The 20,700-nt window shown below is 67.8% G+C and carries 21 protein-coding genes; 9 read left to right on the top strand and 12 right to left on the bottom strand.

Annotation, left to right across the window (positions count from 1 at the left end):
• Positions 1–64: 64 nt before the first annotated feature.
• The 3 genes from ACW175_RS13755 to ACW175_RS13745 are packed head-to-tail and all read left to right on the top strand — an operon-like array spanning position 65 to position 3,355.
• On the top strand, positions 65–1,795 hold the full coding sequence (locus ACW175_RS13755) for a tetratricopeptide repeat protein (RefSeq protein WP_492100616.1): 1,731 nt from the start codon (positions 65–67) through the stop codon (positions 1,793–1,795).
• Positions 1,796–1,836: 41 nt separating this feature from the next.
• Positions 1,837–2,709, top strand: a complete 873-nt coding sequence (locus ACW175_RS13750; protein ID WP_492100615.1) for a 4-(cytidine 5'-diphospho)-2-C-methyl-D-erythritol kinase — start codon at positions 1,837–1,839, stop codon at positions 2,707–2,709.
• A gap of 10 nt (positions 2,710–2,719) precedes the next feature.
• Complete coding sequence (locus tag ACW175_RS13745; RefSeq protein WP_492100614.1) at positions 2,720–3,355, top strand: peptidylprolyl isomerase; 636 nt, start codon at positions 2,720–2,722, stop codon at positions 3,353–3,355.
• Here the strand turns inward: ACW175_RS13745 and ACW175_RS13740 are convergent.
• From ACW175_RS13740 to ACW175_RS13725, 4 genes are all read right to left on the bottom strand, one after another.
• The gene (locus ACW175_RS13740; protein WP_492100613.1) at positions 3,352–3,804 is read right to left on the bottom strand and encodes an NUDIX hydrolase; all 453 of its coding nucleotides are present in this window, start codon (positions 3,802–3,804) and stop codon (positions 3,352–3,354) included. The two genes, ACW175_RS13745 and ACW175_RS13740, sit on opposite strands and share 4 nt — an antisense overlap.
• Positions 3,805–4,608: a lipid II flippase Amj family protein gene (locus tag ACW175_RS13735; protein WP_492100612.1), complete on the bottom strand. Its 804-nt coding sequence runs from the start codon at positions 4,606–4,608 to the stop codon at positions 3,805–3,807.
• 119 nt (positions 4,609–4,727) lie between these two features.
• Entirely contained in the window at positions 4,728–6,257 is a 1,530-nt protein-coding gene (locus ACW175_RS13730) for an ammonium transporter (RefSeq protein WP_492100611.1), read from the bottom strand.
• 26 nt (positions 6,258–6,283) lie between these two features.
• The gene (locus ACW175_RS13725; RefSeq protein WP_004623580.1) at positions 6,284–6,622 is read right to left on the bottom strand and encodes a P-II family nitrogen regulator; all 339 of its coding nucleotides are present in this window, start codon (positions 6,620–6,622) and stop codon (positions 6,284–6,286) included.
• Positions 6,623–7,008: 386 nt separating this feature from the next.
• Here ACW175_RS13725 and ACW175_RS13720 point away from each other — a divergent pair, with 386 nt between their 5' ends.
• The 3 genes from ACW175_RS13720 to glyS all read left to right on the top strand — a co-directional run bounded on the left by ACW175_RS13720 (position 7,009) and on the right by glyS (position 11,047).
• Positions 7,009–7,947, top strand: coding sequence for a fasciclin domain-containing protein (locus ACW175_RS13720; protein ID WP_492100610.1), 939 nt, complete (start codon positions 7,009–7,011; stop codon positions 7,945–7,947).
• A gap of 85 nt (positions 7,948–8,032) precedes the next feature.
• The gene (locus ACW175_RS13715; protein WP_492100609.1) at positions 8,033–8,932 is read left to right on the top strand and encodes a glycine--tRNA ligase subunit alpha; all 900 of its coding nucleotides are present in this window, start codon (positions 8,033–8,035) and stop codon (positions 8,930–8,932) included.
• A gap of 6 nt (positions 8,933–8,938) precedes the next feature.
• Positions 8,939–11,047, top strand: coding sequence for a glycine--tRNA ligase subunit beta (gene glyS, locus ACW175_RS13710; RefSeq protein WP_492100608.1), 2,109 nt, complete (start codon positions 8,939–8,941; stop codon positions 11,045–11,047).
• Positions 11,048–11,203: 156 nt separating this feature from the next.
• On the opposite strand, the gene ACW175_RS13705 is transcribed toward glyS, so the two are convergent.
• Both ACW175_RS13705 and ACW175_RS13700 read right to left on the bottom strand, forming a co-directional pair.
• Positions 11,204–11,530 carry a GIY-YIG nuclease family protein gene (locus tag ACW175_RS13705; RefSeq protein ID WP_492104963.1) on the bottom strand — a complete coding sequence of 109 codons (327 nt, stop codon included), beginning with the start codon at positions 11,528–11,530 and terminating at the stop codon, positions 11,204–11,206.
• 47 nt (positions 11,531–11,577) lie between these two features.
• Positions 11,578–12,420 carry a metal-dependent hydrolase gene (locus ACW175_RS13700; RefSeq protein ID WP_492100607.1) on the bottom strand — a complete coding sequence of 281 codons (843 nt, stop codon included), beginning with the start codon at positions 12,418–12,420 and terminating at the stop codon, positions 11,578–11,580.
• A 106-nt stretch (positions 12,421–12,526) separates the two neighbouring features.
• Between ACW175_RS13700 and ACW175_RS13695 the strand changes: the two genes are divergently transcribed.
• The gene (locus ACW175_RS13695; RefSeq protein WP_492100606.1) at positions 12,527–13,099 is read left to right on the top strand and encodes a TetR/AcrR family transcriptional regulator; all 573 of its coding nucleotides are present in this window, start codon (positions 12,527–12,529) and stop codon (positions 13,097–13,099) included.
• Here the strand turns inward: ACW175_RS13695 and ACW175_RS13690 are convergent.
• The 6 genes from ACW175_RS13690 to ACW175_RS13665 form a co-directional block, all read right to left on the bottom strand.
• The gene (locus ACW175_RS13690) at positions 13,096–13,491 is read right to left on the bottom strand and encodes an NUDIX hydrolase (protein WP_492100605.1); all 396 of its coding nucleotides are present in this window, start codon (positions 13,489–13,491) and stop codon (positions 13,096–13,098) included. The genes ACW175_RS13695 and ACW175_RS13690 overlap by 4 nt on opposite strands.
• A 36-nt stretch (positions 13,492–13,527) precedes the next feature.
• Entirely contained in the window at positions 13,528–14,613 is a 1,086-nt protein-coding gene (locus ACW175_RS13685) for a serine hydrolase domain-containing protein (protein ID WP_492100604.1), read from the bottom strand.
• Positions 14,614–14,643: 30 nt separating this feature from the next.
• Positions 14,644–15,507 carry a helix-turn-helix transcriptional regulator gene (locus tag ACW175_RS13680; RefSeq protein WP_492100603.1) on the bottom strand — a complete coding sequence of 288 codons (864 nt, stop codon included), beginning with the start codon at positions 15,505–15,507 and terminating at the stop codon, positions 14,644–14,646.
• 1 nt (position 15,508) lies between these two features.
• The gene (gene hemB / locus ACW175_RS13675) at positions 15,509–16,510 is read right to left on the bottom strand and encodes a porphobilinogen synthase (RefSeq protein ID WP_492100602.1); all 1,002 of its coding nucleotides are present in this window, start codon (positions 16,508–16,510) and stop codon (positions 15,509–15,511) included.
• 57 nt (positions 16,511–16,567) lie between these two features.
• Positions 16,568–18,067: a flavin-containing monooxygenase gene (locus ACW175_RS13670; protein WP_492100601.1), complete on the bottom strand. Its 1,500-nt coding sequence runs from the start codon at positions 18,065–18,067 to the stop codon at positions 16,568–16,570.
• 130 nt (positions 18,068–18,197) lie between these two features.
• Positions 18,198–18,662 (bottom strand): DUF2147 domain-containing protein, encoded by a 465-nt coding sequence (locus ACW175_RS13665; RefSeq protein ID WP_492100600.1) that lies wholly within the window; start codon positions 18,660–18,662, stop codon positions 18,198–18,200.
• 276 nt (positions 18,663–18,938) lie between these two features.
• On the opposite strand from ACW175_RS13665, the gene ACW175_RS13660 reads away from it, so the two are divergent.
• Positions 18,939–20,084, top strand: coding sequence for an isobutyryl-CoA dehydrogenase (locus ACW175_RS13660; protein WP_492100599.1), 1,146 nt, complete (start codon positions 18,939–18,941; stop codon positions 20,082–20,084).
• Complete coding sequence (locus ACW175_RS13655; RefSeq protein WP_492100598.1) at positions 20,081–20,692, top strand: histidine phosphatase family protein; 612 nt, start codon at positions 20,081–20,083, stop codon at positions 20,690–20,692. Before ACW175_RS13660 ends, ACW175_RS13655 begins: the two co-directional genes overlap by 4 nt.
• Positions 20,693–20,700: the final 8 nt, after the last annotated feature.

The raw sequence follows: 20,700 nt of genomic DNA, 5'->3' as shown, positions 1-20,700 counted from the left end.
CTCCCGGCCCTTGGCTGGGAGGCTTTTTCTTGCGAGCGACCTCGAAACCGCCGAGGGTGGCGGGATGACGCGTTTCAAAGTCCTCCTCGCCTGCGTTTCCGTTTCGGCCCTGGCGGCCTGCGCCCAGGGACCCAGCACGGTCACGCTGCGAGGCCCCGTGGCGGGCTCGCCGCTGTTCGACACCCGCTCCTCGTACGGCCAGTTCCTGGCGGGCCAGGCGGCCCTGCGCGACGGCAAGTCCAAGGAAGCGGCCACCTATTTCGGCACGGCGGCGGTGCTGGGCGACGACCCTGGCGTGATCGGCGAGCGCTCGTTCTCGGCCCTGCTGCTGGCCGGTGAGATCACCCGCGCCGCCGCCGCGGCCCCGACCGGTCCGGACGCCACCGAGGCCGTCCAGCGCATGGGCGTGCTCACCCGCGTGGTCGAGGCGCTGGCCACCAACAAGGGCAAGGACGCCCAGGCGCTGCTGAAGGCCGAGCCGCTCGGCTTCCCGCACCAGCAGGCCGCCGCGCTGCTGACGCCTTGGGCCGCCGCTGCCGCCGGCGACAACGAGGGCGCGATCGTCCAGCCGACCCTGCGCACCGACAGGCTGGTGCAGTATTTCGGCCAGCAGGGCCAGGCGCGCCTCTATGAGCGGGCCAAGCGCTATGACGAGGCCGAGACCGACTACAAGGCCCTTACCGGCAACGCCGCCACGGCCAGCATCTTCACCATCGACTACGGCGCGTTCCTGGAGCGCCGCAAGCGCCACGATGACGCCGTCGCCCTCTACGACACGGCTCTACGCGCCGCGCCCAACGATACGGGCCTGCTGCGGGCCCGCGCCCGCGCCGCCGCCAAGGGCGCGCCGCCGCCGATGCCGACCCTGCGCCAGGGCGCGGCCGAGGGGTTGGTGGCTTGCGCCGCCACCTTCGCCGGCGAGCACCAGGCTCAGTTCGCCCTGGCCTATCTGCGCCTGGCCCTGCGCCTGGATCCCGCCCGCGACGAGGCGTGGGTTCTGGTCGGCGACCTGCTGAATCAGGGCGAGGATCCGCAGGGCGCGATCGAGGCCTATGGCCACGTGCCCTCGGGCTCGCCGCACTACGCCTCGGCCCAGAGCAAGATCGCCTGGGCCTGGAACGATCTCGGCGACAAGGCCAAGGCGCTGGACGTGGCCCGCGCCGCCGCCACCGCCGCGCCCAACGAGCGCGACGCGCAACTGGCCCTGGCCGACCTGCTGCGGTCGGGCAGCCAGTGGAACGAGTCGGTGGCGGTGCTGGACAAGGTGGTCGAGCGCGAGAGCGCCACCCCCGACTGGCGCGTGCTCTATCTGCGCGCCGTCTCCCTGGAGCAGGCCAAGCGCTGGCCCGAGGCCGAGCGCGACCTGCAGGCGGCCCTGAAGACCAATCCCAATGAGCCGGAACTGCTGAACTTCCTCGGCTACAGCTGGATCGACCGCAACGAGCACCTGCCCGAGGCCTTGGCCATGGTTCAGAAGGCCGTCGCGGCCAGACCGCAGTCCGGCGCCATGCTCGACAGCCTGGGCTGGGCCTATTACCGGCTCGGCGACTACAAGAACGCCGTCGAGAAGCTGGAAGGCGCTGTCGAACTGGAGCCCGGCGATCCGGACGTCAATGGCCACCTGGGCGACGCCTATTGGCGGGTCGGTCGCAAGACCGAGGCTCAGTTCCAATGGCAGCGCGTCCTCAGCCTGGAGCCCGACGAAAAGCAGAAGGCAGAGTCCGAAGCCAAGCTGAAGAACGGTCTGGCCGCGACTGGCGCGGCGGCGACCGCGTCGACGGTGGCCCACAACTAGGCTATCGGGCTTCCGTACCTTTTCGCTTGAGTCCAGAGATCATGCGGCTTTCCGCTTTCGCGCCGGCCAAGGTCAATCTGTTCCTGCATGTGGGCGGGCCGGAGGCGGAGGGCTATCATCCGATATCCAGCCTGATGGTCTTCGCCGATGTCGGCGACCAGGTGATGATCCAGCCCAGCGACGCCCCGGACTTCGAGACCTCGGGTCCGTTCGGCGGCGCGATACCGGCCAACGGCGACAACCTGGTGGTCCGCGCGGCGCGGGCCTTCCACTCCCAGCTGGGCGGGCCGATCCCGCCGTACCGGCTGATCCTCGAGAAGCACCTGCCGATCGCGGCCGGCCTGGGCGGCGGCTCCAGCGACGCGGGCGCGGCCCTGAAGCTGTTGCGCGACGCCCTGGCCCCGAGCCTGTCCGACGACGACCTGGAGCCGCTGGCCGCCAGCCTGGGCGCGGATGGCGCGGCCTGCCTGCGGGCCACGGCCCTGATGGCCGAGGGGCGAGGGGAGATCCTGTCGCCGGCCCCGGCCTTGCCGGAGTTGCACGCGGTGCTGGTCAATCCCGGCGTCCCGTCACCGACCGGCGCGGTCTATCGCGCCTATGACGCCGCCGTGCATCCGGACGGCGCCGAGCGCCCGTTCATGCCGTCCGACCTGGAAAGTGTCGAGGAAGTCGCAGCCTGGCTTTCCGTCGCCACTCGCAACGACCTGGAGGCGCCGGCCGTGGCCCTGGAGCCGCGCATCGCCGAGGTGCTGGATGTCTTGCGTGATGAGCCCGAAAGTCTCCTGGTTCGGATGTCCGGCTCCGGGGCGACCTGTTTCGCCCTCTGCGCCGGCGATATAGAGGCCGAGGGGCTTGTCGACCGCCTGGAGGCGATGCGGCCGGACTGGTGGGTGCGGCGCTGCCGCCTGAACTGAGGAAATGGACATGAAGCGCCGTGACGTTCTCGCCGCCCTCGGAGGATTGGCCGCCGCGCCTGGCCGCGCCAATGCCCAGATACTGAATCTAGCTCCGACGCCGATCGTGCCCGGCGCCGGCGACATCGTGGTCAGCCTGGACACCAGCCTGGGCGCCATCATCATCGCCCTGAAGGCCAAACAGGCGCCGCTGACCACGGCCAACTTCCTCCAGTATGTCGACGGCAAGCTCTATGACGGGGCCAGTTTCTGGCGCGCGGCCAAGGCGCCGGGCTCGGTCGACTACGGCCTGATCGAAGGCGGCCTGGCCGGCGATCCGAAGAAGGTGCTGAAACCCGTCGCCCACGAGCCGACCACCCAGACGGGCCTTCGCCACGTCGACGGCACGCTGTCCCTTGCCCGACGCGAGCCGGGCAGCGGCGACAGCGACTTCTTCATCTGCGCCGGTGACGCACCTTACCTGGACGCCAATCCGGCGGCGGACGGCGACAATCTGGGCTTCGCCGCCTTCGGCCAGGTGGTCAAGGGCATGGAGATCGTCCGCGAGATCCTGAACCTGCCGACGCCGGGCGAGGCGATCAATCCGGTCATGAAGGGGCAGATGCTCGAGCCGGTCGTGCCGATCGTCACGGCGCGGCGGCTCTAGACGGAGCCGACGCGCCGGACCACCTCGGCCAAGTCGGCCGGGAAGATGGCTTCGGTGCCGCCGGCGACCTCGTCCGCGCTCCACCAGCGGATAGCGCGCATCACTTGGCGCTCGGCCTCGTCGACGCCGTCGAGGCGCGGCGCGGACGCCGCACAGCGGGCGAAGAAGACGTCGGTGTTCTCCAGCGCGGCGCCTTCGTGTTCGAAGACGGCGGTGGCCTCGTGGATCGGTCCGGTAAGAGCCAGGTCCAGGCCTAGCTCTTCCATCAACTCGCGCCGGGCCGCCTTGAACGGATCCTCGTCGCCTTCCAGTCCGCCGCCCGGCGTCGCCCAGAAGACGACATCGCCGCCTTGCTGGGTGATCTCGAAGCGGATCAACAGGACGCGATCGATCTCGTCGAGCAGGATGACCCGGGCGGCTTGACGCTGACGGATAGCGGCGAGGGTCATCTAGATCAGCCGCGCCAAGAACACGACGGCGCTGGCCGCGGGGACCAACAGCAACTGGGCCAAGACCGTGCCCGCCACGCGGCTGCCGGCGAACCAGACCACGGCGCGGCGGAAGGCTGGCTCGCTTACCCGGCCGTCCATCACGTCGTCGGTCATGATCGACAGGGCAGGGTCGATCAGGACGAAAAGCAGGATCGTCGCCACGCCGTTGATCACCGACGACAGACTGACGGCCGTGACCCGGAACCGAGGGTCCAAGTAGCCGGCGTAGAGCGAGGCGAAGACCCCGACGGTCAGCAGGGCCTGGGCCAGGACATTCAGCACGATCACCCGGGCGGGGATGTCGATCTTCTGCCTCAGCCCGTCGAGGTGGCGCGGCGAAGGCAGGGCGACCGCGTCGCGGATATAGCCAACCCCGCCCTTGGCGAAAGCGTGCATCAGGAGCTTGGGCACGGAACGGTGGATCTGGAAGTGGGCGACCGCGCGGGTGAACAGGCGTTGGGCGGTCGGGATCGCCAGCGCTCCAATGATCGCCGCCAGGCTGGCGCTGGCCATTAGCCATTGGAAGTCGGCCAGGAGGTTCTGACCCGTGCCGTGCAGCAGGTCGCTCTCGATCCGCTTGGACAGGAATGGGCCCTGGAAGGCGTTCGAGGCGCGCGACAGCAGCACCAGCACGTTGAACAGCGCGAACGACATCGCGATCCGCCGCGTGCGGACGCCCGCGATGCGCACCGCGTAGGCCAGGGCTCCGATCAGGTGGATCACGAAGGTCAGGACGCAGAGCAGGAACAGTTGGGCGTCCACGGCGGTCTCCAGGCGGGGCTCGGCGAGCTTGGCCGATCGCTTCCCTGTTTGGAAAGGGCCAAAGAGAAAGGGCGCGGAGGTTGCCCTCCGCGCCCTTCGACGAGGTGCTTACGCCAGCCTTAGCTGTGGTAGGCGCGTTCGCCGTGTTCCGAGATGTCCAGGCCTTCTTCTTCGGCTTCCGGCGAAGCCTTCAGGCCGATGACCAGCTTGATCACGAAGAAGACGATCAGCGAGGCCACCAGCGACCAGACGACCGTGACGCCGACGGCCTTCAGCTGGGCGATCACTTGCGTGCCCAGGCTATAGACGGCGTTGTCGCAGGTCGACAGGTCGCCGTCCTTGGCGCAGCTCGTGTAGTCGACGATGCCGGCGCCGCCCCAGGCGGGGTTGACCAGCAGGCCTGTGCCGATGGCGCCGACGATGCCGCCGATGCCGTGGATGCCGAAGGCGTCCAGGCTGTCGTCATACTTGAAGGCGTTCTTCACGACCGAGCAGAAGAAGATGCAGATCGGCGAGACGACCAGACCCAGGATCACCGAACCCATCGGACCGGCGAAGCCGGCCGCCGGGGTGACGGCGACGAGGCCGGCGACGATGCCCGAGGCCAGGCCCAGGGCCGACGGCTTCTTGCGGGTGACCCACTCGACGACGATCCACGACAGACCGGCGGCGGCGGTGGCGACGAAGGTGTTGATCATGGCCAGCGAGGCGTAGCCGTTCGACTCGAGGTTCGAGCCGGCGTTGAAGCCGAACCAGCCCACCCACAGCAGGCCGGCGCCGACCAGGGTCAGGGTCAGCGAGTGCGGAGGCATCGGCTCCTTGCCGTAGCCTTGACGCTTGCCGAGGATCAGGGCGCCGACCAGGGCGGCAATACCCGCGTTGATGTGGACGACGGTGCCGCCGGCGAAGTCCAGGGCGCCGAAGCCCCAGATCAGGCCCGACTTGATTGGAGCGGTCGGGGCCAGGGCGATCGCGTCAGGACCCGGCCACCACCAGACCATGTGCGCCATCGGATAGTACGACAGCAGCGGCCACAGGACGGCGAAGGCGACGATGGCGGCGAACTTCATGCGCTCGACCAGCGAACCGACCACGAGGGCGGCGGTGATGGCCGCGAAGGTCGACTGGAACGAGATGAAGGTGAACTCGGGGATCACCACGCCGGTCGAGAACGTCGCGACGTTGCTGGCCGGGGTCACATCCTTCAGGAAGAGACGACCGAGGCCGCCGACGAAGCTGTCCCAGCTGCCGCCGTCGGTGAAGGCGAAGCTGTAGCCCCACAGCACCCAGGCGACGAAGCCGATCAGGGCGACGGTCGAGACCTGCATCATCACCGACAGCATGTTCTTGGCGCGCACCAGGCCGCCGTAGAACAGGGCCAGGCCCGGGATGATCATCAGCAGGACCAGCAGCGAGGACGTCAGCATCCACGCATTGTCACCCTTGTCGTTCTTGTCGACGATGGTGGCCGCGGCGGCCGGGGCGGGAGCCGGCGTGGCGGCGGGCGCGGCCTCGGCGGGCGCGGCGGCGGTCATGGCGGCGGCCGGCGCGGGCGCGGCCTCCTGGGCGAAGGCGGTCGCCCCCAGCGGAGCCCCCGCCAGGGTCGCGGCGAGCAACAGCCCGGCCAGCGGTTTGAAGGTGAGTTTCATCGTCGGTATCCCCTTTTCCCGATGCGTTACAGAGCGGCCGAGCCGGTTTCGCCGGTGCGGATGCGGACGGCTTCTTCGACGTTCAGGACGAAGATTTTGCCGTCGCCGATCTTGCCGGTGGCCGCGGCGGCCTTGACGGCTTCGACGGCCTTGGCGGCGGACGCGTCGTCGACGACCGCTTCCAGCTTCACTTTCGGCACGAAATTCACCTGGTACTCGGCGCCCCGGTAGATCTCGGTCTGCCCTTTCTGACGGCCGTAGCCCTTCACTTCCGAAACCGTCAGACCTTCGACGCCGGCGGCGACGAGCGCTTCGCGCACCTCGTCCAGCTTGAAGGGTTTGACGACCGCTATGATCAGTTTCATCAGCCTTGCTCCGACCCGTTGAGCTACGGGCTTGCTTTGCTTGGTTGTTCGGAAGCGTTCCCGCCCCCGGAAATCACCGCCGACGCCGCCTTCACGCGCTGCATCGTTCCCCGGCGTGGCTACGCTATCGGCGACGGTTCCGTGACGGGCGGCGTGGGCAAGGTTTTGGAAAGGAAATAGGCAAGGCGCCCAAATTCCTTGCAGGTTGCGCAACCGGTGCGTCAAAAACCGGCGATGTGTCCTGACGGGAGGGTTCGGCGCCCATGGCCAGCTTGTCCCGGCTCTCGAGGACCCTAGTCGCTCCGTTCCGGCGATCACGTGCCCGTGATTACGGAACCGACTCCCCGGTCCGGGCGTACTCCGCTCGAACCGAGAGGAACTCGATCATGATTACTCAGCGTCTTCTGACCGCCGCCGCCGCGGTCGCCCTGATGACCGGCTTCGCCCACGCCCAGGACGCCGCCGCGCCCGCCGCGCCAGCGCCGGCCGCGTCCTCGCCCGTCGTCGCCAAGGGCGATTTGATTCAGACCGCCGAGGCCTCGGGACAGTTCACCACCTTCCTGAAGGCGGTCGGCGCTGTGAACCTGACCAGCGTCCTGAAGACAAACCAAAACCTGACCCTGTTCGCCCCGACCGACGCGGCGTTCGCGGCCCTGCCGGCCGGTGAGCTGGACAAGCTGATGCTGCCCGAGAACGGGCCGATGCTGCAGAAGGTGCTGACCTACCATCTGATCAACGCCAAGGTGGACTCCACCAAGATCAAGGGCTCCAAGGGCGAAGTGAAGAGCGTCGAGGGCTCGCCGCTGCTGCTGGACGGCTCGGGCGCGGCGCCGATGGTCGACACCGCCACGATCACCCAGACCGACGTGATGGCCACCAACGGCGTGCTGCACGTGGTCGACAAGGTGCTGATCCCCAAGGACGTCCCCGGCCTGCAGGCCGCCGCTTCGGCGACCGACGCCAATGCGACCATGCAGGTCGCCGCCAACGAGCAGGTAGCGCCGGCGGGCCAGGCCATGACGCCGCCCGCCGACTCGATGGCCCCGCAGGCCACGACGCCGGCGCCCGCCGCCACGACCGACATGGCCTCGGATCCGGCCGCCAGCCCCGCCATGCCGGCGGCCACGGCGGCGCCGGACGCCGCGGTGAACACCTCGGGCGTCGTGCCGGTGTCGTCTCAGTCGCCGGAGGCTCAGGCCTCGCTGAAGGCCGGTGACGCCAATGTGGTGTCCAACCCGCCGGTCGCCGACACCGTCGCCAACCGCGCCAAGTACGGCAAGCCGGACTCGAACGCCGGCAAGCGCACCACGCCCAAGGGCAACTAAGGCTTTCACAGCCTCTGACATCGCTTGAAGCAGCAGTCGGCGGGCCCTATGGTCCGCCGACTTTTTTCTAGGCCTGCTTCGATACATGTCGCGCGAAAAACCCAAGTCCTTCCAAAGCCTGATCCTGACGCTCCATGACTATTGGAGCCGGCAGGGCTGTATCATCCTACAGCCGCATGACGTGGAAGTGGGGGCGGGGACCCTGCACCCGGCCACGGTGCTGCGCGCCCTGGGTCCCAAGCCGTGGAACGCCGCCTATGTGCAGCCCTCGCGCCGTCCGGGGGACGGCCGCTATGGCGAGAACCCCAACCGCCTGCAGCACTACTATCAGTATCAGGTGATCCTGAAGCCGAACCCCGAGAACATGCAGGACCTGTATCTCGGCTCGCTGGAAGCGATCGGCCTCGATTTGCGCACCCATGACATCCGTTTCGTCGAGGACGACTGGGAGAACCCGACCGTCGGAGCCTGGGGCCTGGGTTGGGAGGTCTGGTGCGACGGCATGGAAGTGTCGCAGTACACCTACTTCCAGCAGGTCGGCGGCCTGGAGGTCTCGCCGGTGGCCGGCGAGCTGACCTACGGCCTGGAACGCCTGGCCATGTACGTGTTCGGCGTCGACAACGTCTACGACCTGCCGTTCAACGACCCGGACTCGCCGCTGGGCGCGACGACCTATGGCGACGTGTTCCTGGAGAACGAGCGCCAGCAGTCGGAAGCCAACTTCCACGGCTACGACGTCGCCGTGCTCAAGCAGCAGTTCGAGCAGATGGAGGAGCAGGTGCCGCTGATGCTGGCCCGCTCGTACCAGGGCAAGGCCCTGGTGCTGCCCGCCTACGACATGGTCCTCAAGGCCAGCCACCTTTTCAACCTGATGAACGCCCGCGGCGCGATCGCCGTCGCCGAGCGCGCCAGCTACATCGGCCGCATCCGCGACCTTTGTAAGCTCTGCGCCAACGCCTGGGTCGATCAGCAGGAAGCCGCGTAAGTCCCGATGCCCCAACTTCTCCTCGAACTGTTCTCGGAAGAGATCCCCGCCCGCATGCAGGCCCAGGCCGCCAAGGACCTGGAGCGCATGGCGCGCGAGCACCTGGCCGCCGCCGGCTTCCTGCCCGAGGCCCTGAAGACCTTCGCCGGCCCGCGCCGCCTGACCCTGGTGGTCGAAGGCCTGCCGCTGGCCCAGGCCGACCGCAAGGAAGAGCTGAAGGGCCCGCGCGTCGGCGCCCCGCCGCAGGCCATGGAAGGCTTCCTGCGCAAGGCTGGCCTGACGCAGGACCAGCTGGTCGAGCGCGACGGCGTCTATATGGCCTTCATCGAGAAGAAGGGCCGCCCGACGCCGGAGATCGTCGCCGAGATGGTCGAGGCCATCGTGCGCGGCTTCCCCTGGCCCAAGTCGATGATCTGGGGGACCAAGAAGCTGCGCTGGGTGCGTCCGCTGAAGCGCATCCTGTGCGTGCTGGACCGCGAGATCGTGCCGTTCTCGATCGAAGGCATCCCGAGCGGCGACATCTCCGAAGGCCACCGCTTCATGGGCGACGCCCAGCCGTTCACGGCGCGCGACTTCGACGAATACGCCGCCGGCCTGGAAGCCCATTACGTCGTGCTCGATGTCGAGGAGCGCAAGCAGCGCATCCTTGAGGGCTGCAAGACCCTGTGCTTCGCGCGTCACCTCGAACTGGTCGAGGATCAGGGCCTGCTGGAAGAAGTCGCCGGCCTGGCCGAATGGCCGACCCCGGTGCTGGGCGACATGGATCCGGTGTTCCTCAGCCTGCCGCCCGAGGTGATCCGCACCTCGATGCGCACGCACCAGAAGTACTTCGCCGTCCGCAAGGCCGGTGAAGAAGGCCTGGCCCCGCACTTCATCACCATCGCCAACATCCAGGCGGCCGACGGCGGCGCGGTGATCGCGGCCGGCAACGCCAAGGTGCTGTCCTCGCGCCTGTCCGACGCCCGCTTCTTCTGGGACGAGGACGTCAAGGTCGGCTTCGAGCCGTGGCTGGAGAAGCTGAACGGCGTGACGTTCCACGCCAAGCTGGGGACGATGGCGGAGCGGGTTCAGCGCATTATCGCGTTGGCGGGTGAAATCGCGCCGCTGGTTGGCGCCGATGTCGAGAAGACCAAGGAAGCCGCGCGCCTGGCCAAGGCCGATCTCGCCTCGCAGATGGTCGGGGAGTTCCCGGAGCTGCAAGGGATCATGGGCGGCTACTACGCCCGCACCTTCGGCCTGGACAGCGAGATCGCCGACGCCGTGCGCGACCACTACAAGCCGCAGGGGCCGGGCGACTCCGTGCCGACCGCGCCGGTGAGCGTCGCCGTGGCGCTGGCGGACAAGCTGGATACGCTGGTCGGGTTCTTCGCGATCGATGAGAAGCCGACGGGCAGCAAGGATCCCTATGCGTTGCGTCGCGCGGCGTTGGGGGTGATCCGGATCATCTTGGAAGGAAAGAAGCGGTTAGCTCTTGGTGAAGTCCTCAAGGCGGCTCACGAGCGCGTGCACGAAGCCGCCAATGCTAAGAAGTGGCTGTTCGATGTTGCGGATGATGGCGGCCTCGAAAATGGCCGCGCGGTTCGGCTGAAGCTGGAAGTCATTTCCGACCTAGTCGCCTTTTTCGCCGACCGTCTGAAAGTCACGCTCCGCGACCAAGGCAAGCGCCACGACCTCGTCGACGCCGTCTTCGCCCTGGGTGACGACGACCTGGCGCGCATTGTCGCGCGGGTCGAGGCCCTGGACGGCTTCCTGAAGACCGACGACGGCAAGAGCCTGATGGCCGGCTACAAGCGCGCCTCCAACATCCTCAAGGCCGAGGAGAAGAAGGGCGCTCTGCCGGTCGGGGCGCCCGAGGAGCCGGCCGCCGACAGCGACGCCGAGGTGGGCCTCTACAACGCCCTGCGCCTGCTGGCCAAGCCGCTGAAGGATGCCCTGGACGCCGAGGACTTCACCGGCGCCATGACCCAGCTGGCCGAGCTTCGCGGCCCGGTCGACGCCTATCTGGACGGCGTCTTCGTCAACGAGCCCGAGCACCGCGACAACCGCCTGAAGACGCTGGCGGCCGTGCGGGATGCGATGGGCCAAGTGGCGGACTTCGGCTTGATCGCGGGGTAGCTTTTAGCTCCATTCCAACAACAAGCACCGTCATCCCGCGCTTTATGCGCGGGACCCATTTGCCCGCCGCAAGTGAAGTGCGGGCCTAGGCTCTCACGCGGAAGCTGAACCATGGGTCCCGCGCATAAAGCGCGGGATGACGGGGTTGGTCGGGTGCTAAAACTGACGCGGCACAGGCGTCCAGTTCATCACCTGATCGTACAGATCATCCCAGCGCGGGTTGTCCCGCTCGATCAGATTGATCTTCCACTGCCTAGGCCATTCCTTCAGCCGCTTCTCGCGATGGATGGCGACGGTCATGTCTTCATGGGTCTCGTACCAGACGAGCCGCGTGAGCCCGTATTTCTGCGTGAAGCCTTTGATCAGCTTCTCGCGGTGCTGAACGATCCGCGCCTCGAACAGGCTCGTCACGCCGATGTAGAGCGTGCCGTAGGGCTTGCTGGCCATCATGTAGACGGCGATGGAAGCGTCGCGCGGGACCATGCCCCAAAGCTGAGGCATGGCTCGCAGTAAATCAACTATGGGTCGAGTTAAGCCACAGCCGCGTCGAACTCGGCTTTCCAGCCGGCGAACGCCGCGCGGTCGTCCTGGTCCCAGGGGTGGAAGCCGGGACGGTACCAGGCGAAATAGGTCTTCCAGCCTCGGCGGAAGATGCCGGGATTGCCCCACACGTACGCCTTGACCGCCTTCAGCGCGGCCTTGGGCGAATAGCCGTCGGCTTCCAGCAGGCGGGCGGCGTAGCGGCTGATGTTGCGGGTGAACATGATGGTCACGAAGAACATCGCCCGGCAGCGCATCATGTAGCGACGACGCGGCGGCCAGTCCTTGGTGGCGACCATGAAGACGTCATAGGCGACGGCCTTGTGCTCGGTCTCTTCCATGGCGTGCCAGCGCCACAGCTTCTCGACCTCGGGATGGGCGTTGTCGAACAGGTCCTGATGGCGCACGTGCATCTCGGCCATCATCGCCGTGAAGTGTTCCAGGGCGATGGTCGACAGCAGCATGGCCATCTTGCCGCGCTCGCGGGCCATCTTCACGCGGCCGCGCACGGTCTCCTCGATCTCGGCGACCGGATAGCGGTCGCGGTCGATCAGGCTGTTCAGCTGGTGGTGCTCGCGCGAGTGGATGGCTTCCTGAGCGATGAAGTTCCGGGCGTCGTCCAGCAGCTTGCCGGTCAGCAGGTGGCGGTAGTTGCGCACCGCGTCCATGAACAGGCGCTCGCCGTCCGGGAAGGTCAGGGACAGGGCGTTGAACACCGCCGTGCCGACGGGATCGCCGCCCAGCCAGTGGCCCTTCTGGGCGTCGGCGAGCTCGAAGCGGATGTCGCGCGGCGTGACGTCAAGGTCGGCCGGTGTGGTTTTGGTGTCGATCATGGCGTTCTGCGCTCCGCCGGTTTAGGGCTGTCTAAGCCTCTCGATGGGCGCAGAGTGAGTTGTACTGACAAAAATGTCAATAGAGGCTTCAGCCCCGAAGACGCGCGTGCGCCGCAAGCCCGAGGCCGCGCGCGAAAACATCCTCGCCGCCGCCGAGGTTCTGCTGGTCGAGCACGGCCCGCAGGCGATCAAGCTGGCCGATGTCGCCAAGGCCGCCGGGGTGGTCCACGCCAATGTCATCCACCACTTCGGCTCGATCGCCGGGGTCGAGACGGCGCTGATGGAGCGGATGATCCGGCAGCTGGCCGACAAGATCATCGTCGGCTTCAACGCGCAGAACGCCTCGCCCGGCTTCGGCGCCCAGGCCCTGTTCGACGCCTTCGAGGCCAAGGGCGTGGCGCGGCTGGCGGCGTGGCTGGAGCTGACCGGGGAAGGGCGGCGCATGACCCTGGTGCGCGAGGTCGTCGACGCGGTGGTTCAGACCCGACTGGCCCGCGACGTCGGGGTCGAGCGGGAGAAGATCATCGACTTCATCCTGCTGAATATCGTGCTGGCGATCGGGGTGGGCCTGTTCGGGCCGACGCTGAGCGAACTCCTCGGCCGTCCGGCGGACCGAGCGCGCGAACTGGCGCTGGAGATGGTCGCCGGGCGGATCACCGCCATGGGCAGCAAGGCCTAGGCGCGGAGCAATAGGGCCGGCAGGACCTGCTCGGTCAGCAAGGGCGCGAGACGCAGATCGCCCGGCGCGGCCGGGTCGATCCAGGTCAGTTCCTCGATCTCGGCGCGCGGCGCGATCTCGCCCTCGACCGTCGCCAGATAGGTCGCCGACTGGACGGTGAAGCCGGCCTCGTTGGCGGCAGGGGCCGAGAAATGGCCCAGCAGTTCGGCGTGGACCAGCCGGCAGCCCAGCTCCTCATCGAGTTCGCGGGCCAGGGTGGTCAGGTCGTCCTCGCCGGCGTCGCGCTTGCCGCCAGGCTTCATGAAGGCGGTCGTGCCGCGCTTGCGGACCAGCAGCATGCGGCCGTGCCGGTCGCGGATCACGGCGGTGACGATGTCGAGGACGCGGCTCATCCCATCAGGATAGCCGCGCCCTCCAGATTCGCGTCGCTACTTCTCGACCGCCGCCAGGACGTGCTCGGTCAGCAGCTTCTCGGCGATGACGTGCGGCTGGCGGACACCGAAGTTGGTGGTGGTGATCACGGCGACGAGATCGAGGTCCGGCACGACGGCGACCTTCTGGCCGCCCGTGCCGCTCATCACCCAGGCCTTGTGACCGCTGAAGGTCTGCAGCCAGATCAGGTAGCCGTAATCGGTGTCTTCGCGGGCGTTGGCGTGCGGCGCGACGGCGGCCTTGACGAAGTCGGCCGGCAGCACCTGCTTGCCCTCCCACTGACCGCCATTGGCGTAGAGCTGGCCCAGCTTCAGCAGGTCACGGCTGCGCAGGCCCAGGCCGCCGCCGCCCTGGGCCAGGCCCAGCGGCGACTTTTGCCAGTGCGGGTTCTCGATCCCCAGCGGCTTGAACAGCGCCTCGTCGGCGAAGGCGGGCAGGGGCTTCTTCACGGCGCTCTGGATCACCGCGCCCAGCGTCGTGACGCCGGCGGTGCAGTAGCTGAAGCTGCGTCCGTAGGGCGAAGCCTCCGGCTTGGGCATCCAGTCGGGGAAGCCACGCACCGGCAGGTCGAGATAGAAGCCGACCCAGTCCTCGATCAGGTACATCCGCTCTTCGTTGCCGCGCGAGAACTCGTTGTCGTCGTCGCACTCGGCGATCGAGCTCATGGTCAGCAGGTCCTCGACCGTGACCTTGTCCTTGCGCGGGTCGGGATTGGCGACCGGCGGGCGGCCCTTCAGATAGGCCTTGATCGGCGCATTGACGCTAGGCAGGGCGCCGCGTGCGATCGCGGCCCCGGCCAGCATGGCGGTGACCGTCTTGGTGGTGGAGCGGGTGTTGCGCCGGGCTTCGGGGCCGCCGTCCTTCTGATCAGCGTCGTAATAGGCTTCGAACACCAGCTTGCCGTGGCGGGCGATCAGGACGCTGGTGATCTGCTGGAACTGTCCGGCCTTGATGGCGGCGGACATCGCGTCGAGCTTGGCGGCGGAAAGGCCTTCGGCGGCGGGCGCGGCCGTGGGCCAGTCGGCGGCGTGAACGGAGAGTGGCGCCAGGACGAGGGCGGCTGCGAACGCGAAGGCTTTCAAGGCGGGAACTCCAAAAGGAACCTCTGCCGTCTATGCCGCGTCGGCCGTCTCGTCTTGGACGCTTGCAACACCCGGCCGGCGACCGCACAGCCGGGCGAACTCGCCGGGCGTGACGCCATAAGCCTTGAGGAACTGGCGATTGAGGTGGCTCTGGTCGCAGAAGCCGGAGGCCAGGGCGATTTCGCCGATCGGGTCGCGACCGCGCATCAGCAGGTCGGCGGCCCGCTCCAGCCGGCGCGTGCGCAGTCGGTCGCCCGGCGCCGCGCCCAGCCAGCGGCGATACCCGCGCGCCAGATGGACCGGATGCACACCGGCGATCTCGGCCAGATCCGCGACGCTGATCGGCTGATCGAACACATCCGCCAGATAGCTCTCGGCGCGGTCCAGCCACGGGGGGCGCTTGTCGCCGTCCGAGGCCGGCGTCAGCGCCTGGGCGGCCAGCTCCAGGCTCAGGCCCTCCAGCGAAAGCGTTTCGGCGTCGCGGGCGAGCAGCGAGCGGGTCAGGCGCAGGGCCGCGCGGCGGGCGGCGGGGCCGGTCAGCCGCAGGGCGTCGATCGCCGCGCCGCGTCCGGTGTCGGCCAGGCTCCGCCAGTCGGTGGGGGCGAAGCTGACGGCCAGGAAATAGCCGCCGACATCCACGAAGCGATCGCGGTGGACGACGCCGGGCGGGTTGAAGACCAGCACCGGCCCCTCGGTTTCGGGACCGGCGGCGGTGGTCAGGTAGCGACCATGAGTGGCGAGCACGAAGTGGGCGTCGTCGTGGCTGTGCTCGTCGACGTGCTCGGCGCGCTTGGTGGCTTCCAGGTGCGCGAGGCGCACGCCGGGCAGCTGACGCTCGACAGTCGGCGCGCCGTAGAACCGGCCTTGGCTGAAGGCGGTTCTCGACGAGGCCATCCTAACCCAGCTTCTCGGCGGCCCAGGGGGCGAAATAGGTAATGATCCCCGCCGCGCCGGCGCGTTTGAAGGCTGTCAGGCTTTCGAGAATGGCGCGGTCCTCGTCGATCCAGCCGTTCTGGCCGGCGGCCTTGATCATCGCGTACTCGCCCGACACCTGGAACGCGTAGGTCGGCATGCGGAATTCGTCGACCAGGCGGCGCAGGATGTCCAGATACGGCATGCCCGGCTTGACCATGACCATGTCGGCTCCCTCGGCGATGTCGAGCGCGACCTCGCGGAGGGCTTCCTCGGTGTTGGCCGGGTCCATCTGGTAGGTCTTCTTGTCACCCTGGCCACCGGCCAGCTTGGCGGAGCCAATGGCGTCGCGGTACGGGCCGTAGAAGGCCGAAGCGTACTTGGCGGCGTAGGACATGATCATCGTGTCCTGGAAGTTCGCGCCTTCCAGGGCCGCGCGCAGCTTGCCGATGCGCCCGTCCATCATGTCGGACGGGGCCAGGATGTCGGCGCCGGCTTCCGCCTGCATCAGGCCCTGTTCGATCAGGCGCTCGATGGTCGGGTCGTTGAGGATCCTGCCGCCTTCGATCACGCCGTCGTGGCCGTGGTCGGTGAAGGGGTCCAGGGCGACGTCGCACATGATGCCGACCTCGGGGGCTGCGTCCTTCATCGCCTTGACGGCGCGCGGGATGACGCCGTCCGGATCGGCGGCGATCGAGCCGGTCGCGTCTTTCCGGCCGCCGTCGATGTGCGGGAAGATGGCGATGGCGGGGATGCCCAGGTCGCGGGCGCGGACAGCCGCCTTGGCGGCTTCCTTGACGGAGAGGCGCTCGACGCCCGGCATTGAAGCCACCGGGATCACGCCTTCACCCTCGTGCACCACCATCGACCAGATCAGGTCGGACGGTCGGACCTCGGTCTCGCGGACGAGGCGGCGGGTCCAGTCGGCCTGGCGCACGCGGCGCAGACGGGTGGCGGGGTAGGGGGCGAGGGACGGAACGGTCATGGCGTTGATTTGGACCGCGCCGCCCCTCTAGGCAAGTTCATGGGGCCCTTAAGCGGCTCAAGAATAGCGGAACGCCGGATCGTCCAGGTCGAGGGCCGGGAAGAGGTCCTTCTCGGTCCAGTAGTCCTGGGTGTGCCGCCATTCCGGCTTGTCGCCCGCCTTGGGCAGAAGATGCATGTTGCGCATCAGATAGCCGGGGTTGAAGTCCTCGGGGTCGATCCAGTCGCCGATCTTCATGTCCGCGTCCTGCGGCCGTAGGGCGACCTCGACCTGTCGGGCGCCTTTCGCCTCCATGTGGGCCAGCAGGCGGCATACGAAGTCGCCGATCAGGTCCGCGCGCAAGGTCCAGCTTGCCCGGAAATAGCCGAAGACCCAGACGAGGTTCGGCAGGCCCGTGAACATCATGCCCCGGTAGGTGACCGTCTTGCCGAAGTCGAGCGGCTTGCCGTCTACCGCGAACGCGATGTCGCCCAGGACGCTGAGGTCGAAGCCCGTCGCCGTGACGACGACGTCCGCGTCCAGCGTCTCGCCGGACTTGAGCAGCAGGCCCGTCTCGGTGAAGCGGTCGATCTCGTCGGTCACGACCGAGGCCTTGCCTGAGGCGATCCCCTGGAAGAGGTCGCCGTCGGGCACGAAGGCGATGCGCTGCCGCCACGGGCGATAGCGCGGCGTGAAATGGCTCTGAATGTCGAAGTCCGGACCCAGGAACGCCTTCACGCCCTCCAGCAGCTCGGCCTTGACCACCTCGGGCTCTTCGATCGAGCGCCGGGTGAATTCGTTCTGGTCGAACAGCACCTTGCGGCGAACGATCTCGTGGATCCAGGTCTCGTCGATCTCCAGCTGGCGCAGGACATTGGCCAGCTCGTTCTCGTTGCGGCCAGGCACGAAGTAGGTCGGCGAGCGCTGCAGCACCGTGACATGGGTGCAGTCGCCGGCGATGTTGGGAACCAAGGTCGCGGCCGTCGCGCCCGAGCCGATCACCACCACACGCTTGGTCTTCAAGTCGAGGTCGTCGGGCCAGGTTTGCGGATGCACGATCCGGCCCTTGTAGTCCGACATGCCGGGCCAGTCGGGCGTATAGCCCACCGCGTGGCGGTAATAGCCCTGGCACATCCATAGGAAGCTGGTGGTGTAGCGCTCGGCGCCGTCCGGGCCCGTCACCTCCAGGGTCCAGAGCTTGTCGGCGGACGACCAACTGGCGGTGGCGATCCGTCGCCGATAGCGGATGTGGCGCGCCAGGTCGTTCTCGGCGATCACCTCGCCCATGTAGTCGAGAATTTCCGCGGCGGTGGCGATCGGCGGGCCGACCCAGGGCTTGAAGCGATAGCCGAAGGTGTAGAGATCGCTGTCCGAGCGGATGCCGGGGTAGGTGTGCGTCAGCCAGGTGCCGCCAAAACTCTCGAGCGCCTCCAGCACCGTGAAGGTCGTGCCCGGTCTTTGCGCGCCGAGGTGATAGGCGCTCCCGATCCCGGAAATGCCCGCGCCCACGATGATCACGTCGAAATGCCGCGCTGCCGCGCCTGGCGCGGTCCCGGAAAGCGTCCCCGCCTCGGTCATGCCGTTCCTCCCGTGCTGGCCGATAGACGGCCAAGTTGCCCGGCGTCTCTTCGGACGCCTGGGTTATCAACGTACACTTAGAGGTTCGCGCGCCCTTTGCGCTGAATCAAGGGGGCGATTTGACGAGGGATCAGGGAGCGGCGCGCGAGGCCAGCATCGAGGGGCCGTCGATACGGGTCCACAGCTGCGACTTGCACAGGAAGTTGCCGATCACGCAGCCCCTGGCGCGCATGGTCTTGGGGTCGATGATGTCGGCCGAGCCCACCAGGGTGACCTTGAGGGTCGGGACCCAGACGCGGCCCTTCAGCGAACCGTCGCGCTGGCTTTCGAAGTCACGCAGCAGTTGCTTGCCGATCAAGGTGTCCGCGCCAGCCTTGCGCGCGTCGGCCTCGGCCTTGGCGCTGGCCCACACGACGACGCCGCAGGTGCTGGGGCCGCAGTCCTTGATTTCCAGATGCACGGTATTGTGCGGGTTACGCCACACGCCGTAGCTGCGCGCGATGTCGCCGCCCTCCGCCGCATAGGCCGGAGCGGAGACCGCGGCTATCCCAAGGGCAGCCACGAGAGCGGCCAGTGCAAGTTTCACGAAACGCATTGTGTTCTGAGCAGTAAAAAAGAGTTGGAGGACGCCATCCCCGTGACACGGCATTTGGAGCGAATGACCATGGTTATCAAGTGGGTGTGGCTCCTTTGCCGATTCACACCGTGTAACGGAGGATTTCAGGCCACACCGTCCGGTGGCGGATAGAAACGTGTATCGGCGGCCTGACATCGAGGCCTCGCGCGATTGACAGGCGGACCGCCGCGCGGCACGTCAGCCGGCAAGAAAGCCCCAACAGGGGCGGGGTTGTTGTGCCATGAATGGGAGGAAGTGCGCATGGATTTCGCTCTGAACGAAGATCAAGTCGCAATCCGGGAGGCCGCTCGCGCCTTCGCCGAGGGACAGCTTGCCCCGTTCTCGGCTGAGTGGGACGAGAAGAAGCACTTCCCCGTCGCGACTCTACGCCAGGCCGCCCAACTGGGCTTCGCGGGCATCTATGTGAACGAGGATGTCGGAGGCAGCGGCCTGTCGCGCCTGGACGCTTCGATCATTTTCGAGGCGCTCAGCTACGGCGACGTGCCTACCGCCGCCTATCTGACGATCCACAACATGGCGTCGTGGATGATCGACCGCTTCGGCTCGGAGGATCTGCGCAAGCGCTACCTGCCGCGCCTGACCACCATGGAGCTGATCGCCAGCTACTGCCTGACCGAGCCGGGCTCGGGCTCGGACGCAGCCAACATGCGCACCAGCGCCAGGCTGGACGGCGACCACTATGTCCTGAATGGCGGCAAGGCCTTCATTTCGGGCGGCGGCGTCTCGGACATCTATGTCGTCATGGCCCGCACGGGCGGCGACGGCGCCAAGGGCGTCTCGGCCTTCGTGGTCGAGAAAGGGACGGAAGGGCTCAGCTTCGGCGCCAACGAACGCAAGATGGGCTGGAACGCCCAGCCGACGGCGCAGGTGAATTTCGACAATTGCCGCGTGCCGGCCGCCAACCGCATCGGCCAGGAAGGCGAGGGCTTCCGCTTCGCCATGATGGGCCTGGATGGCGGACGCCTGAACATCGCCTCGTGCTCGCTGGGCGGCGCCCAGTTCGCGCTCGATACGGCCCAGGCCTACATGGAGACCCGCAACCAGTTCGGCAAAGCGCTGAAGGACTTCCAGGCCCTGCAGTTCAAGCTGGCCGACATGGCCACCGAGCTTGAGGCCGCCCGCCTGATGGTGCGCCGCGCCGCCCATGCGCTGGACAGCAAGCATCCCGAGGCGACCAAACTGTGCGCCATGGCCAAGCGCTTCGCCACCGACGCCGGCTTCCAGGTGGCCAATGACGCCTTGCAGCTGCACGGCGGCTACGGCTACCTCCAGGACTATCCGCTGGAGCGCGTCGTCCGCGACCTGCGGGTGCACCAGATCCTGGAAGGGACCAACGAGATCATGCGCGTCATCATCGCCCGCGAGATGTTCAGGCAGTGATCTATCTCTGTCGCCACGGGGAGACCTTCCACAATCGCGAAGGCCGCCTGCAGGGGCGGTCGGAGTCGGACCTGACGCCGCTGGGCCGCGCCCAGGCGAGCGCCATGGGCGACCTGCTGTTCGACCTGGTCCGCCGCGACCCGCCCGCCGGCCCCCTGAGTGAGTGGCGCATCGTCGCCAGCCCGCTGCGCCGGGCGCGGGACACGGCCGAGACCATCGGCGCGCGCCTGGGTCTGCCGGTCGCGACCGACGAACGCCTGGTCGAGATCGACGTCGGCGAATGGTCCAACCGGCTGCGCGAGGAGGTGAGGGGCGAAAACCCGCATCTGCGCGGCGACGACGCCTGGGGCTTCCACGCGCCGGGCGGCGAGACCTACGAGGCCATGATGGCCCGCATTACCCACTGGCTGGACGAACAGGCCGCCGAGCCAGATCGCCGGCTGATCGTGGTCAGCCACGGCGTCGCCGGCCGGCTGCTGCGCGGCGCCTATGCCGGCCTGTCGCGAGACGACACGCTGCGTCAGGACATCCCGCAGGACGCCGTCTATCGCCTGATGGCCGGCCAGGTCGATCGCTTCGACTGCGCCCCCATCGACGAACCCGTCTAGGACCTATC

Source organism: Caulobacter sp. FV1ye6ST, from assembly GCF_058681225.1.
Note: the sequence above shows the minus strand (reverse complement) of the source record. Positions and strands in the feature narration are given on the sequence as shown.